We start from the raw sequence: 15,110 nt of genomic DNA, 5'->3' as shown, positions 1-15,110 counted from the left end.
AATCTCCGCCCTTGGCCCCGCTGGCCGGAATTCCACGCGCCTCGGTCCCCCGGCGAGGCACGATTCGCGAGGAGGGCGGCACAATGACCACCGAGAAAACTCCACGGCGCACGTTCCTCAAGGTTGCCGGCGCAGGCCTGGTGGCCGGCGCAATTCCGGCCACCGCCGAGAGCTACGCGCGCATCTTCGGCGCCAACGACCGCGTCCGCGTCGGGCTGGTGGGATTTTCCGACCGCGCCCGGCAGGCGTTGATTCCCGCCTTCTACAAGTCGGCCGGCGAGCTGAACTTCGATTTTGTCGCCGTCTCCGACATCTGGAGCATGCGCCGCGACGAGGCGAAAAAGCACTTCCAGCAGCGCTTCAACCGCACGGTCGACACGGTTCGCAACAACGACGAACTTTACGACCGCAAGGACGTTGACGCGGTCATCGTGGCCACCGCCGACTTCCAGCACGCCATGCACGGCGTGGAAGCGGTGCGCGCCGGCCGCGACGCCTACATCGAAAAGCCCTTGGCCAACACCATGGCCGACGCGCGCGCCATCCGCAAGGCCGTCCACGAGACCGGCAAGATCGTGCAGATCGGCACCCAGCGCCGCAGCACGCCGCAGTACATGCAGGCCAACGAGTTCATCAAGTCCGGCAGGTTCGGCGAGATCGTCGCCGTCGAGATGACGTGGAACGTGAACCAGCCCGGCCGCTGGCGCCGTCCCAAGCTGGTGCCGCAACTCCGCGAGGCCGATACCGACTGGAAGCGCTTCCTCGTCAACCGCCCGTACGAGCCCTTCGACGCGCGCAAGCACCTTGAGTTCCGCCTCTTCTGGCCCTACTCCTCCGGCATTCCCTGCCAGTGGATGGTGCACCAGATTGACACCGTGCACTGGTTCACCGGGCTGCCGCACCCGCGCAGCGTCGTGGCCAACGGCGGCATTTATCTGTGGAAAGACGGCCGCCGCAACTGGGACACCATGACCGCCATCTTCGACTACGGTCCGCTCGACGATCCCAGCAAGGGCTTCCAGGTGATTTACTCGTCGCGCCAGACGAACTCGGCCGGCGGCGTGAAGGAGCTGTACCGCTCCAACGGCGGCACGCTCGATCTCGATAAGCGCGTAATCACCGCCGAGGGCGGCCTGGAGCAGAAGTACGCTTCCGAAATGGACATGAAGGCGAACCTGCTGCCCAACCTGTCGCTCGGCGAAGCCGCCCCGCAGGAAACCGCGGCCGATACCGGGGCCGACGACTCCACTTCAGCCAACGTCCGCAACTGGATGGAGTGCGTGCGCAGCCGCAAGAAGCCCAATGCCGACATCGAAGCCGGCTACAGCCACTCCATCGCGCTCTGCATGACGATCGCCGCCATCCAGACCGGCCAGCGCGTAGGCTTCGACGACGCCCGGCAGGAAGTAGTGATAGGAGCAGGCAATGCGCGCGGCTAGGCTCACGGCAATTCTGGCGCTGGCGGCGCTCGCCGCCGGCGCTTCGGCCCTATCCGCAGGCGAGACAAAACCCAGGCTCAAGACAATCGCCGCAAAATCACCCTATCTCCCGGTACAGGTCCTCCCCGATCCGGATCGCCGCCGCGTTGACATCGTGATCGGCAGCGAGCTGTTCACGTCCTACCGCTATCCGACGAATCTCAAGAAGCCGGTGCTGTATCCGCTCGCGATGGCTGATGGCACGGTCATCACGCGCAACTTCCCCCCCAGGGCCGGCGAGCGCGCCGACCATCCGCATCACGTTGGCCTGTGGTTCAACTACGGCAACGTGGACGGCATTGATTTCTGGAACAACTCCGACGCCATCAAGCCGGAAGACCGTCCGCACATGGGAACGATCGAGCATCGCAAGGTGGTCAGCGCCAAAAGCGGCAGCGACAGCGGCGAACTCGAGGTCGAAACCGAGTGGCTCGGCCCCGACGGCAAACCGATGCTGAACGAGCACACCAGGTTCGTCTTCCGCGGCACCGCCGATTCCCGCAGCGTGGACCGCATCACCACGCTCATCGCGCTCGACAAGCGCGTCACCTTCCCCGACAACAAGGAAGGCGTGCTCGGCATGCGCGTGGCGCGCTCGCTCGAGCTGCCCAGCAAGAAGGACGAAACGTTTACCGACTCAACCGGCCGCGCCATCACCGTGGCCGCCATGGACAACAGCGTGGTCACTGGCAATTACCTCACCAGCGAAGGCAAAACCGGCGACGACGCCTGGGGCACGCGCGGGCGCTGGTGCGTCCTCACCGGCAAGGTGAATCAGGAGCCGGTGAGCATCGCCATCCTCGATCATCCGCAGAATCCCGGATACCCGACCTACTGGCACGCGCGCGGCTACGGCCTGTTCGCCGCCAACCCGCTCGGCCAGAGCGCCCTCAGCGACGGCAAAGAAACGCTCAACTTCGCGCTCGACCCTCACCAGAGCGTGACCTTCCGCCACCGCATCCTGATTCTGTCGAAGACCGCGACCGCCGGCGATGTTGAGAAGGCCTGGATGGAATTCACCACCGCGCGGCAATCAACCTCGCCCAAGACGGTGAAAGCAGCGAAGAAGTAGCCGCGATCCGTACGGCGCCGACGCCCTCGTCCGCGTGTTCGCCCCTCCACTGCTTCGCACGTTGTAGCGACGGGCGCCCTCGCCCGCCGGCACATCACCACGGACCGTGCGGCGCGGACGCCCCCGTCCGCGTGGTGGGTCGCGGCAAATCTCTGGCTAAGGGGAAACTCTGGCTACGCCTCGGTGATTCGCCTCATCGTCCTCAATCCAGCTCACACCTAAGCTGGCGGCGCTGTGTCGCGATCTCTGGCCGCGCTCTTTGCTTCGTTCTTCCTGGCGGTGCTGCTCGGATGCGGCGGTCGCGCCGCGCCCAATGTGGCCGCATCGCTGGCCAGCGTCACCGCGTCGGGCGCGTCGGAGTACTCCAATCCCCTGCGCATCACCACCGGCAGCGGCAGCGTGGTGGAGAGCTGCCCCGATCCCGCCATCATCCGCGGACAGAAGCCCGGCGACGACCTCTGGTACATGTACTGCACCGAGGACCGCTTCCAGGATGGCGGACGCCTTCACTACATCGCCATCTCTGCCTCGCGCGACCTGGTCACTTGGTCGTACGTCGGCGATGTCTTCAGTGACCGGCCCTCCTGGGTTTCCGACGACGGCTACGTCTGGGCGCCCGACGTGCAGTTCTTCAACGGCCGCTACTACCTTTATTATGCGGCGTCGGATACGAAACTCGGCGGCAGCGCGATCTTCGTCGCCACCAGCGACTCGCCGCTCGGTCCCTGGTCGGCCGCGAGTACGCCGGTTGTGCCGCCCTCGAGTCCACGCTGGACGATTGATCCGTTCGTCGCCGAAGATGGCGGCCAGCGCTACATCTTCTTTGGCAGTTTCGTTGGCGGCATCTCTGCGCGCGCTCTTTCGGCCGACGGCATGACCTCCTCGCCTTCCGAGACGCCGATCGCCGTCGCCGACCGCTATGAAGCGGCCTACATCGTCCGCCACGACGGCTACTTCTATTTGTTTGTCTCCGCCGGCGCGTGCTGCAACGGCCCGCTCTCCGGATACGGCGTCTTCGCCGCGCGCTCGCAGAACCTTCTCGGGCCGTACCTGGACCGTGACGGCAACTCGCTGCTGGAACCGCGCGTGGGCGGCACGCCCGTGCTGGCCATGAACGGCAATCGCTGGATCGGCCCTGGCCACAACTCCATGGTCACCGACGCCGCCGGCCAGGACTGGATGCTCTACCACGCCATCAGCGCCGAAAAACCCTACTTCAGTGGCAGTTGGACGCGGCGTCCGGCGATGCTCGACCGCGTGGACTGGATCGACGGCTGGCCGCGCGTCCGTGGCGGAGCTGGGCCCTCCGACTCGCCGCAAACCGCGCCCTTCATGGCGCCCGCGTCGCAGTTGCCCGTTGCCACAGCCGCGCCCAGCGACATTCCCGCCGCCATCGTCAGCGCCGCTTCCGACGACTTCTCCGCCTTCGCTCTCGCGCCCAACTGGAGCTGGATCCGCCCCCCCGCGCCCGGCAGCTATGGCCTCGACTCCGAAGGCTTCCGCTTCGATACCCAAGCCGGACAGATTTACGTGAACCAGAACAACGCGTCGGTGCTGGTTGAAGCGGCCCCGGCAGGCGACTACATCGTCGAAACGCGCATCTCCACCACCGTTCCCACCGTCGGCGCCTTCAACTACGCGCAGGCCGGCCTGCTCATATATAAGGACGACGCCAACTACGTGAAGCTCGCGTCCGTCGCCATCAACCAGACGCGCCAGCTCGAGTTTGCCAAGCAGCTCAACGGCGTTCCCTCCGGTTCTCCGCAGTACGGCAGCGCGCTGCTCGCCTCGCCCGCGGACTTTACCTGGTTGCGCATCGCGCGGCGCGCCACCGCAAATGGCGAGACTTATACTTCGTATTCCAGCCACGACGGAATTCGCTGGGAGGGCGGCGCCACCTGGACGCACACTCTCGGCGGCAACGTGAAGATCGGACTCGTCTCCATGGCTGGCGCCGGCTTCACCGCTCACTTCTCCTACGTTCGCGTTTACAGCCTGAACTGACCCGCTCAGGCGCGGCCGCGCTGCGGACCAGCGGCTTGGCAAGTTCCACGCCGAGTTGCGACAGCCCTCGCCCCCAAATCGGCCCGGATTCTTCGGCCAACCTCCCGTAAATTTCACGCTTCTTTTCTTGCGAGCAGCTTCTCCAGCCCTGCTCGATGGCGGTCCCGGGCTCACCCTTGGGGATGGAATGCACGAATTGCTTTTGGCGGCTTCAGGTCTGGTTGTTGGTGATCTTCTGTTTTTCTACCGGTCCGGACGCAGCGTCGAGCGCTGGTTCACCCGGCTCGCCAATCGCCGCGCGCTCGCCGTCGCCCTCACCGCGGCGCTGGCGCTGCTTCCCCGGCTCTTCCTCCTCCCCTGGCTTCCAATCCCCGACGCTTCCATCCCCGACGAGTTCAGCTTCATTCTGGGCGCCCAGACATTCGCCGACGGGCGGCTCACCAATCCTGTTCATCCTTTCTGGCGGCACTTCGAGACCTTCCACGTCAACATGGTCCCCACGTACCAGACGCAGTACCAGCCCGCGCCGAGTCTCTTCATGGCCCTGCCGCTCTGGTTTGGCGCTCATTACTGGTGGGGCGTGTGGCTCGACACTGGCCTGATGGCCGCCGCCATCTGCTGGGCGCTGCAGCCGCTGATCGGGCCGCCCTATGCCCTGCTGGCGGGAATCTTCGTCGCCTTCAAGTACGGCGTTGGCACGCAGTACAGCGACTCGTACTGGGGCGGATCGGTCGCCGCCCTCGGCGCCGCGCTGGCCCTCGGCGGCTTCGTTCGCGTCATCCGCAATGCCCGCCTGCGAGATGTGATGTGGCTGGCTCTCGGCGTCGGCGTTCTTGCCACCAGCCGTCCCTTTGAAGGTTTCATGTTCGCCCTGCCGCTCGCCGCTGGCCTGCTGGTTTACGTCTGGCGTGAGAGCGCCTGGGTGCGCGTTCTGGTGCCGGCAACGGCAATGCTCATTCTGCTGTTCGGATGGGCCGCTTACTACAACTACCGCGGCACCGGCAATCCCGCCGAGATGCCCTACGTCGCAAACTTCCGCCAGTACCACTTCGTTCAGCCGTTTTTCGGAATGGCATTGCTGCCCGCACCCCACTACCGCTACGAAGTTTTGCGTACGTTTTTTGCTCTCTGGGAAGGCGTGCCTGGGCTGCTCGCGCAAACGCCGAGTGGAATCCTGGAGCTGGAGCGCGTGAAGCTCAGCTACTACTACCATCAGCATCTGGCTCCGCTCGTGCTGCTCGCATTGCTCGGGCTGTGGGCGGCCGTGCGTTCCAGGGGCCGCGCCTGGCTTGCCTGGACGGCTCTGTTCGTCCTCCTCGGATTGCTCGCCGTCGTCTGGTGGCCGCTCTCTTCTTATGCCGCTCCGCTACTGGTCAGCTACTTCGGGCTGGCGTTCCTCGGACTCAGGCTGCTGCGGACGGCGCGCATTCGCGGCCAGCGCGTCGGTCGGTACTGGGTGCGCGGTTTCGCCGTTGTGCTGCTCGTGATCGGCATCGCCTCCCTGCAGGACGGGGCCCGCCGCCAGCTCTATCGTTTTGCGCGGACCCCGGGATTCGGCATCAATGGACGCCCCGAGCCGGCAATTCCCTGGTACATCGAGCGCCTGCGCGTGATTCACCAGCTGGAAAAATCCGGCGGCGAGCACCTGGTTTTCGTCAAGTACGCGCCGTGGCACATCTACCACCAGGAGTGGGTCTACGGCGGGCCTGACATTGACCGCCAGCGCGTCGTGCTCGCGCGCATCGACGACTCCCCCGATGACTGCCGGCTGGTGAACTACTACCCGCACCGCAAAGTGTGGTTCGTGCTCGCCGACGCCGAACCCTTTGCGCGCCTGGTTCCCATGGACTCGATCTTGGCGCCGTTCCAGTGCCCAGCTTCTCCCTCACTGCGGGCCCGCAATCTTCAGGCGGGTGGCCCTGGATCTGGCCGATGGTGACGCCGCGAATGGTGACCCGGGCCCCCCGCAAGACTGCTCTCATCATCGGCGCCGGCCCCGCGGGCCTCACGGCCGCGTATGAACTGCTCACCCGCACCAGCGTGCTGCCCATCGTGCTCGAGCAGAGTACTTACATGGGCGGCATCTCGCGCACCGTCAACCACAACGGCAATCGCATCGACATTGGCGGTCACCGCTTCTTCTCCAAGAGTGATCGCGTCATGGAGTGGTGGCTCTCACACCTTCCCATGGAGGAAGCTGACGGCGCGCGCGACAACGTGATCACCTACCAGCGCAAGTCGCGCACCGTCAACGGCAACGGACATCACCCGCCCGATCGTGACCGCGTCATGCTGGTGCGCAACCGAAAGTCGCGCATCTACTTCCTCCGCAAATTTTTCGAGTACCCCATCACGCTTTCGCCCGCCACCATTCGCAACCTCGGCCTTTGGCGGACCTTCCGCATCGGCCTCAGCTACCTGCGCCGCGCCTGGTTCCCGCTGCGCAACGTGAAAAACCTCGAGCAGTTCTTCATCAATCGCTTCGGCGGCGAGCTCTACCGCACGTTCTTCAAGTCGTACACGGAAAAAGTCTGGGGCGTGCCCTGCCATTCGATTGACGCCGAGTGGGGCGAGCAACGCATCAGGAAGCTGTCCATCGGCAGGTCGCTGGCGCATGCCGCGCGCAAGCTGCTCCCCGCGCGCTCCCACGGCGTCGGCCAAAAAAACGTGGAAACGTCGCTCATCGAGCGTTTCCTCTATCCCAAGTACGGCCCCGGCCAGATGTGGGAAGAAGTCGCCCGCAAAGTACGCGTCCTGGGCGGCGAAATCCTCACCCTGACCAAGGTCGCGCGCCTTGAAGTCGGCGTTGGCAATCGTGTGACCGCCGTCATTGCCGTGCGCGAGGGTCGCGAGCAGCGATTCCCCTGCGACTACTGCTTCTCCACCATGCCCATTCGCGAGCTGGTGGACTCGCTCCAATGCGAAGTTCCCGCCAGCGTCCGCGAGGTCAGCGAGGGCCTGCAGTACCGCGACTTCATCACCGTTGGCTTGCTGGTGGACCGCCTCAAGGTTCAGGACTCCGCCAACGGCTCACGCCTGATCGCCGACAACTGGATCTACATCCAGGAACCCGACGTGCTCGCCGGCCGCCTCCAGATCTTCAACAACTGGAGCCCCGGCATGGTCGCCGACCCGAGCAAGGTCTGGATCGGCGTCGAATACTTCTGCTACGAGACCGATGACCTCTGGAAGCGCCCCGACGACGACCTCTCGCGCTTCGCCGCGTCGGAGCTCCACAAGATCGGCATCATCGACAAGGATTCGGTGCGCGACAGCACCGTGCTGCGCATGCCGAAAAGTTATCCCGCCTACTTCGGCACCTACGCCCGCTTCCCCGAGTTGCGTGCCTGGCTCGACGATTTCTCCAATCTGTTTCTGGTGGGACGCAATGGCATGCACAAATACAACAACCAGGACCACTCCATGCTCACCGCCATGATCGCGGTGGACAACATCGTGGAGGGCCGCACCGACAAATCGAACCTGTGGGAAGTCAACACCGAGCAGGATTATCACGAGGCCAGGAAGGGACCGCCTGTGCAGCCGTCCGAGGCCGCCTAAACCGGCGCGCTGGCGCAAATTAGAACTGCCCTGGAGAGTTGATGGCGCATTCAGCAAACAGTCCCCGGCAAAGCACCCAGGCGCAGCTCCCCCTCACTTTCAGCTACGCCACCATCGCAGCCATTTCTTTTGCGGCGCTCACCTTCGAGCTGGTGCAGACGCGCATTCTCTCGTTCATCTTTTGGAACCACGTCGTCTATCTCGCCATCTCGATCGCGCTGCTCGGTTTCGGCATCAGCGGGACGCTGGTCACGGTCCTGCGCCGCGCCCGGCTGCAGGCCCCGCTGCTGATCGGCGTCTGCGCGTCGCTGATGAGCGTAAGCCTGCTCGTCGCGCTCTACGTGACGTCGCGCGTGCTGCCGCACATGGACGCCGCCTCGCCCGCTCTCAAGCTCATGCTCTGCTACGCCGTCTCGCTGCCGCCGTTTGTTTTCGCGGGCGCGGCGCTCTCCCTGCTGCTCGCCTGCTGTTCGGCGAGCGCCGGCAAGCTCTACTTTGCCGACCTGGCGGCTGCCGGCGTCGCTTGCGCCGCCTACTTTGTACTGCTGCCCGTGCTCGGCGCGGCCGGCTGCCTGCTTCTGCTGAGCGCCATCGTCACCGCCTGCGGCGCTCTATGGCTCTTCAACGCCGGCGCCATCCGCCGTCCGGCCGCGGCCTCACTCGTTGCGCTCGCCCTCGTGGCCACCACCTGGATGAGCATTCGCCATCGCCACTTCCAGTTTCTTCCCGAGCGCTACAAGGACATGTGGCGCATGCTCGCTTCCGGCGCGCGCATCGAGCGCACCCGCTGGACGCCGATGGTGCGCATCGACGTTCTCGGTGGACACAATTCCCAACTGCTCAACTACACCGAGCATCCGCCTGGTTCCTACAAGATCATCACCCAGGACGCCGACGCGCACACGCGCCTGGTCGGCAGCGCTGCCATCAGCGACATTCGCCGGCGCATGACCACGGGCGGCCCCATTCACCCTTCCGCGGCCACTTACGCGCTGCTCAATCATCCTGACGTCGCCATCATCGGCACCGGTGGCGGCGTGGACGTTGCTTACGCGCTCGCCGCCGGCGCCAACTCCATCGCCACCGTCGAGCTGAATCCCTATACCTTCGACCTCACCAGGCGCCGTTACGCCGGGTGGAACGGCAACCTGCTCGGCAGCCCGCGCGTCACCGCGCTCAGCGCCGAAGGCCGCCACGCCATCCGTTCCACCTCGAAGCAATTCGATCTGATCCAGATCGTCGCTATTGACACGTTCGCCGCCCTCAACGCCGGCGCTTACGTCCTCAGTGAAAACTACCTCTACACGGTCGAGGCTTTTCGCGACTACTTCACGCATCTGAAGCCGGGCGGCTACGTCGGCTTCTATCGCTGGAATTCCTATCCGCCGAAGGAGACGCTGCGTCTTTCGTCGCTCGCCGCGCAGGCCTGGCGCCGCATGGGCGTGGACGAAGTCGGCGGGCGCATCATGATCATCGGCGACGAGCGCTGGGCGCTCTCCGTTTTCAAGAATGGCGTCTTCACGCCGCAGGAAGCCGAGACGCTCGCCGCGCAGGCGCGCCGCTCCGGCGTCGGCGTCCTCTATTGGCCCAAGGTGTGGCCTGCCGCTGACCAGCGGGCACGCGAAGAGCGCTACTACACGGCGATGAACGGTTCCCGCCTGAAGAACTCGGCAGACGTATTCAACGCGCTCATCGCGGCGTATGACAGTGGCAACGAGCGCCAGTTCTTCCGCAACTACGCCTACAAAGTCACTCCAACAACGGATGACTCGCCCTTCTTCTTCGAGACCTCGGCCCTCACCGGCCCGCAGAACTGGGACCTCGACACGCTGCGCGGCTCGAGCGTCCAGAGCACGCTGCTCCAGATCAGCATCGCCGCAACCCTCGCGATGATCTGCGCCATCGTGCTGCCGCTCTGGGGATTTCAGCGCGAGGGCCTGCGCGTGCCGCACGTCCGCGGCCAGGCAACCTACTTCGCCGGCCTCGGCTTCGGTTTCATGCTGCTGGAGATCGCGCTCATGCAGAAGTGCATCCTGCTGCTGGGCAATCCCATGTATTCGGTCCCGATCCTGCTGGCCGGACTGTTGCTTACCGCGGGTGCGGGCAGCGCCGTCTCCGCGCGATGGCCGGCGCCGTTCCGCCACAAGGTGCGCGTCACGGCGGCGCTCCTGGTGGTCGCGCTCGCCATGTTCCTGGCAATGTTCTATTTCGCGGCGCCCCTGGTGCTGCGCTGGCCGCTGCCCGCGCGGGCGGCTGCCGTGCTGTTCGGCATTGCACCCGTCGGCTTTCTGCTCGGCATCTTCTTCCCCACCGGGTTGCAGTTTGCCCGGCAGCAGGCGCCCGCCTTTGTCCCCTGGGCCTGGGGGATCAACGGATGCGCTTCGGTCTACGGCAGCCTCGCCGCCACGGTCGCGGGCATGGCCATCGGCTTCAGCAACGCGCTGCTGTTGGGACTGGCCAGCTACGCGGTCGCCTGGCTCGCGTCTGAATCCATGACCGCGCTGGCCCAAGCCCACGCCGCAGCCGCCGACCTGCGCCCCGCCGACACCAGCGTCGCCGCGTGATGCGCGCCGCACAGCGGCCACACCACGAATGCTCTGTTCCGTCAGATGCAGGTTTCGCTGGCGCCTCTTCACGCACGCCGCTAGGAGGCGGGCGCCGTCACCCTTTGCGGGGCCGGATCGCCCCGCAAAGGATGCCGGTGGTTGCTGCTTACTGAGGCTGTGCCGGCCGGTGACTCCTCCCACCGCTGCTGACCGGCTGGAGTTGCAGGTTTTGCGCCAGCTTGAAGCTCAGCTCGGTTTCGGCCGGCATTTCTTTCTTCTTTCCGGTAAGGACTTGGCCCGCGGCTCCGCCTGCACCGCCCACGATGGCGCCGATGCCGGCTCCCTTGCCGCCGCCCAGCAGCGCACCCAGGACGGCGCCGATCGCGGCGCCGCCGCCCACGTATTTCGCCGTGCGCTTATTGGCGCCCAGTCCCTCGGGCGACGAACTGGTCTCGCCTGGAGCCTGAAGCAAGTAGCTCTGCCCATTGACACGGACCGACCTCAAGTCGAGCGTCGTGTCTTTGCCATCGGGGTTCGGCACGGCAACCAGCGTGGCACGTGAGCCCCGCGGGATCACCACTGCGCCCGAGCTGTCGGTCACATCGTTGCTCACGCTCGCCGTGTAGCGGGCGTTCGCCGCCGGCTTCGCCGGAATTGCCGTGTCAGTCCTTACCTTGATTTCGCTCCCCTCCGGCAGCATATGCGTCTGCGCCACTCCCGCCGCCATCAGGACAAGCATTGCCAGTACTACATTCAAGTGTTTCTTCATGGACATCTCCCCACCCGCCAAAGATGCCCCGCCCGGCGCGGCAGTTGCTCCGGACGGGGCTGCCCTCCCGTGCCTCTCTGGCCTTTAGGGCCTGGCTGATAGAATCCGCGCATCGCCACTCCTTCCGAAATGGACCCATTCACCGCCCCCATCACGCTCCGCGGCCGCCACGCCGCTCTGGAACCGCTCTCGCTCGAGCACCATGACGGCCTCGTCGCCGCCGCCCGCGACGGCGAGCTCTGGAAGCTCTGGTACACGGTCGTCCCTTCGCCCGAGGGGATGCGCGCCGAAATCGAGCGCCGCCTCGACCTGCAACGCTCCGGCTCCATGCTGCCATGGACAGTTCGCGATCTCGCCGGCGGCGGCATTGTCGGCATGACCTCTTTCATGAACATCGACGCGCGCAACCGCCGCGTGGAGATCGGCTCCACCTGGTACGCGCAATCCGCCCAGCGCACCGCCATCAACACCGAGTGCAAGTTGCTGCTCCTGGCCTACGCCTTCGAAAAGCTGGCGTGCATCGCCGTCGAATTCCGCACCAGCTTCTTCAACCACGCAAGCCGCCGCGCCATCGAGCGCCTCGGCGCCAAGCAAGATGGCATCCTGCGCAGCCACCAGCTGCACAGCAACGGCGCCCTGCGCGACACCGTCGTCTACTCCATCATCGCCGCCGAGTGGCCGGCCGTGAAACAGCACCTGCAATTCAAGCTGGACTGAATGCAAAAAAATAGCGCCGCCGAAGCGGCGCTATCGGTGCGTTTCCCGTTCCTAGAACGTGAAGTGCGCCACCAGCTCTACCTGCCGCGAATCGTAAGTTGCCTGCCCGCCGGCATTGTTGATGGGCAACTGATACGCGACCCAGGTATTCGTGGCGCCGCTGGCAAGGTCCCGGACATGCCGCGCGCTCGAAGCGCTCAAGCGCCGTTATGCAACTTTAACCTTGTGCCCGTCCTTGCCGGTCCGCCGCACCTGACTTCTCCACCAGTGCTCCAAAATCCAGCGTGACCAGGTCTCCAATCCGCGGGATGGTGAAATCGGGCGGCGGGAAACTGCTCACCAGCTTCTCGTCGAGAGCATAGTGCCCCTGTCGCGGAAAAACCGTCGTCACGCGCCGCCCCCAGATCCGCTTCACGGCCGTCAGGATGCGCACCTTATCGTCGACCAGCACGTAATGCTCCGCCGGATACCGGCGCTCCACATCCTCCAATTCGAACTCCTTGTTGATATAGATCAGGACCGCCCCGTCAAATGCGTCGTGCAGCCCCGAGCGCCAGACCTTGTGCGGCTGGAAGACAACATCGCCGTCAGACAAAATGACCGGCTTGCCGAACTGCTTCACATGGTCCACCGCGTCGAGCGAGTTGGGAAACAGGCGATGCGCGAATGGGTACTCCAGCAGGAAGTGCGACACCGTTAACAGGTGCGGATCACGCGGAAAATTTGCGCGATAGAGCTGTAGCGCCCCCAGGTAGTCGGCGTAACCCACTTCGGCGCGCAATCCTTCGAAGATGCTCCAGTAGCGCTCCTGCCGTTCGTGCCCCACCTCGCGCTCCAGGTGGTTCCGCAGGTCTGCGGCCACCCGGTCGTTGTCCAGCAGCGTGTTGTCCACGTCGAACAGGAAGACCAGCTTGTCGCTCACCGGCGCTCTTCTTGCGATCTCGGAATCGCCGCTTCCCGCCGCGGCCGCCCCGCCAGTTTAAGACCACACCGCCGCAAGCTCGAAATCGCAGTTGCTCTTCTCCCAACCCTTGTGGAAGCCGCCCCGCCATTAAACTCCCACCGCGCACGCCGGCAGCATGGATGCGTGTGGCCCTCGCGCAGGCCTGCGTCGCCAAGCACCCCCAGTACTTCGGCCTCGTGCTTCGCTCGACCGGGGAGGGCCCTCATCGCAAGGTCCCACTGGCCTCCGGCGCCTGCCCGCTAACCCACTGGTCCATACACCTTCGTTTCCCCCATCCACAAGCACACTGCACGCTCGTGATGTATCGCTCCAGGTCCCGCCGCGATAAACATCTATATGCACCGGCTCTCGTAGCCGGTCAGTACGGAAAATGAACACGGGGAGGCTCATTCTTATGGCAACCGTCCCCAGGACCGAATCGCGGGTCGCGCCTCCTCCGCTGAGCGCGAATGCCCTTCTGCTCGCGGAAGAGCTGTCGGAAATCGCCGAGCGCGCGCAGTGTCTCACCGGCGCCACCGGCGTCGTCATCGCTCTCCGCCGTCGCAACGATCTGGTAATTCGCACCAGCGACGGCATCGCGCCTGAAGTTGGCGCCACGATTCCGTTTCCCAGCGGCGTGACCGGGCTGTGCGTCACCACAAAGAAGGTCCAGACCTGCGCCGATCCCGACGCCGAAGCGCAGCTCGAAGGCGCTTTCCGTGCGCTCCGCGTGCGCTCCATCATGAGCGTTCCTGTGCCGTGGGGCGGCGAAGTGCGTGCCGTGCTCGCCGTGCTCTCCCAGGCGCAAAAGGCGTTCAGCGCCTCGCACATCGCCATCCTCATGGCCCTGCGCGACGTGCTCGCCAGCAAGCTCAGCGAGTCGGAACCGGCCGAACCGCTGCGGTCGTCCGCGACCGAATCGCCCCTCGAGATTGACCTCACTTCCCTGCTCCAGGAACCGGAGCCGGTCCGCGTTCCGCCGGTTGCCCCGTCCCCCAAACCCGCGGCCCCGAAACCGGTGTCGGAGTTGGTTAAGGAACAGGAACAGCCGGCGCCGACGAGCGTGAGCCCCGATGTCCTGGGCTTCGCCGAGGACCCGACGTCGCACGGCTCTCTCGTCAAACCGAAACCGGCCGCCACTTACACCGCTCGTCCGGCAACATCGCCGGTCGCTGTCCCGCATCCGTCGCACGTCGCCAACCGCGCGCCGCAAACCTGGAGCCGGAGAAATGTTTTCCTGCTGGCCGGACCTGTTGCCGCGCTCGTGTTGCTGGGCCTCGGCCTCGTCCTCTACGTGCGGCACAGGACCGCGCCGGCTGCGCCCCCCGCGCCGGAGAACGTGGCCGCCCATCAGGCGCCTGCGCCCGCCGTGCCGGCTCCGGCAGCGACGGACGAGCCGATTCCCGCGACCCCAGCCCCACAACCTCCGGCCCCAACCCCAGTCACTGCCTCGCCACAGCCCGCCGCTTCCCCCGTCGTTGCCAAGACGGAAGGACCGAAGCCTGAGCCGGCGCACACGCACGCGCCCGAAAAGGCCGAGGAGCCGGTCGCCGTCCTTCAGTTGAGCACCGGCAAGCCGGTCGCAAAGCCGGAAGAGCCCGTCGAGCCGCCTTCCCTCGGACTCACGGCCGGCTCGGTCAGGCCGCTGCCTGACCTGCCTGCCGCGGCCGCTCCGGCTGCCGCTCTTGTGGCGAAGGAGTCGCTCGCGGTTCCCGCCACGCGCTTGCAGGGACGGCCTCCCGAGTACCCGGCGCAAGCCAAGCTCCTGCGCCGGTCCGGCGTCGTGAGACTGCACATCGCCATTTCGGCGGAAGGCAAAGTCACCGACGCGCGCGTCATCAGCGGCGATCCATACCTCGTCGCGGCCTCGGTCAGGGCCGTGCGCGAGTGGACTTACCGTCCGGCCACCCTGAACGGCAGGCCCGTTTCGTCCTCCACCGATGTTGCCATTCAGTTCAAGGGCGAATAGGCAAAGTCTGGAACCAGGCACGCAAAGCCTGGGCGAGGATGCAGGCCGTAT

11 protein-coding genes are annotated in these 15,110 nt (G+C 65.5%); 8 read left to right on the top strand and 3 right to left on the bottom strand.

Annotated elements, in window-relative coordinates; genetic code table 11:
- Window positions 1-83 precede the first annotated feature (83 nt).
- The 6 genes from VFA60_02580 (at window position 84) to VFA60_02555 (ending at window position 10,679) form a co-directional block, all read left to right on the top strand.
- Entirely contained in the window at window positions 84-1,439 is a 1,356-nt protein-coding gene (locus VFA60_02580; protein ID HZQ90660.1) for a Gfo/Idh/MocA family oxidoreductase, read from the top strand.
- Window positions 1,426-2,550, top strand: a complete 1,125-nt coding sequence (locus VFA60_02575) for a PmoA family protein (protein HZQ90659.1) — start codon at window positions 1,426-1,428, stop codon at window positions 2,548-2,550. The genes VFA60_02580 and VFA60_02575 overlap by 14 nt, the downstream gene beginning before the upstream one ends.
- A gap of 234 nt (window positions 2,551-2,784) precedes the next feature.
- Window positions 2,785-4,554 (top strand): family 43 glycosylhydrolase, encoded by a 1,770-nt coding sequence (locus VFA60_02570; protein HZQ90658.1) that lies wholly within the window; start codon window positions 2,785-2,787, stop codon window positions 4,552-4,554.
- A 187-nt stretch (window positions 4,555-4,741) separates the two neighbouring features.
- On the top strand, window positions 4,742-6,493 hold the full coding sequence (locus VFA60_02565; protein HZQ90657.1) for a hypothetical protein: 1,752 nt from the start codon (window positions 4,742-4,744) through the stop codon (window positions 6,491-6,493).
- A gap of 8 nt (window positions 6,494-6,501) precedes the next feature.
- Complete coding sequence (locus tag VFA60_02560) at window positions 6,502-8,115, top strand: NAD(P)/FAD-dependent oxidoreductase (GenBank protein HZQ90656.1); 1,614 nt, start codon at window positions 6,502-6,504, stop codon at window positions 8,113-8,115.
- Window positions 8,116-8,156: 41 nt separating this feature from the next.
- Entirely contained in the window at window positions 8,157-10,679 is a 2,523-nt protein-coding gene (locus VFA60_02555) for a hypothetical protein (protein ID HZQ90655.1), read from the top strand.
- Between the two features lie 148 nt (window positions 10,680-10,827).
- Here the strand turns inward: VFA60_02555 and VFA60_02550 are convergent, their stop codons facing one another.
- Window positions 10,828-11,430 (bottom strand): hypothetical protein, encoded by a 603-nt coding sequence (locus tag VFA60_02550; protein HZQ90654.1) that lies wholly within the window; start codon window positions 11,428-11,430, stop codon window positions 10,828-10,830.
- A gap of 129 nt (window positions 11,431-11,559) precedes the next feature.
- On the opposite strand from VFA60_02550, the gene VFA60_02545 reads away from it, so the two are divergent.
- The gene (locus VFA60_02545; GenBank protein ID HZQ90653.1) at window positions 11,560-12,147 is read left to right on the top strand and encodes a GNAT family protein; all 588 of its coding nucleotides are present in this window, start codon (window positions 11,560-11,562) and stop codon (window positions 12,145-12,147) included.
- Window positions 12,148-12,198: 51 nt separating this feature from the next.
- On the opposite strand, the gene VFA60_02540 is transcribed toward VFA60_02545, so the two are convergent.
- A complete protein-coding gene (locus VFA60_02540; GenBank protein ID HZQ90652.1) occupies window positions 12,199-12,348 on the bottom strand; it encodes a hypothetical protein in 150 nt (49 codons plus the stop codon).
- 16 nt (window positions 12,349-12,364) lie between these two features.
- Complete coding sequence (locus VFA60_02535; protein ID HZQ90651.1) at window positions 12,365-13,069, bottom strand: HAD family hydrolase; 705 nt, start codon at window positions 13,067-13,069, stop codon at window positions 12,365-12,367.
- A 436-nt stretch (window positions 13,070-13,505) separates the two neighbouring features.
- Here VFA60_02535 and VFA60_02530 point away from each other — a divergent pair, with 436 nt between their 5' ends.
- Entirely contained in the window at window positions 13,506-15,059 is a 1,554-nt protein-coding gene (locus VFA60_02530) for a TonB family protein (GenBank protein ID HZQ90650.1), read from the top strand.
- Window positions 15,060-15,110 lie beyond the last annotated feature (51 nt).

Source organism: Terriglobales bacterium (genome assembly GCA_035651995.1).
Lineage (GTDB): Bacteria > Acidobacteriota > Terriglobia > Terriglobales > Acidobacteriaceae > DASRER01.
Note: the sequence above shows the minus strand (reverse complement) of the source record. Positions and strands in the feature narration are given on the sequence as shown.

Excerpts from the sequence above, each read along its gene's own strand:
- VFA60_02565 (HZQ90657.1), top strand. The coding sequence starts at position 4,742 with ATGCACGAATTGCTTTTGGCGGCTTCAGGTCTGGTTGTTGGTGATCTT.
- VFA60_02575 (HZQ90659.1), top strand. The coding sequence starts at position 1,426 with ATGCGCGCGGCTAGGCTCACGGCAATTCTGGCGCTGGCGGCGCTCGCC.
- VFA60_02545 (HZQ90653.1), top strand. The coding sequence starts at position 11,560 with ATGGACCCATTCACCGCCCCCATCACGCTCCGCGGCCGCCACGCCGCT.
- VFA60_02550 (HZQ90654.1), bottom strand. The coding sequence starts at position 11,430 with ATGAAGAAACACTTGAATGTAGTACTGGCAATGCTTGTCCTGATGGCG.
- VFA60_02580 (HZQ90660.1), top strand. The coding sequence starts at position 84 with ATGACCACCGAGAAAACTCCACGGCGCACGTTCCTCAAGGTTGCCGGC.
- VFA60_02560 (HZQ90656.1), top strand. The coding sequence starts at position 6,502 with ATGGTGACCCGGGCCCCCCGCAAGACTGCTCTCATCATCGGCGCCGGC.
- VFA60_02530 (HZQ90650.1), top strand. The coding sequence starts at position 13,506 with ATGGCAACCGTCCCCAGGACCGAATCGCGGGTCGCGCCTCCTCCGCTG.
- VFA60_02555 (HZQ90655.1), top strand. The coding sequence starts at position 8,157 with ATGGCGCATTCAGCAAACAGTCCCCGGCAAAGCACCCAGGCGCAGCTC.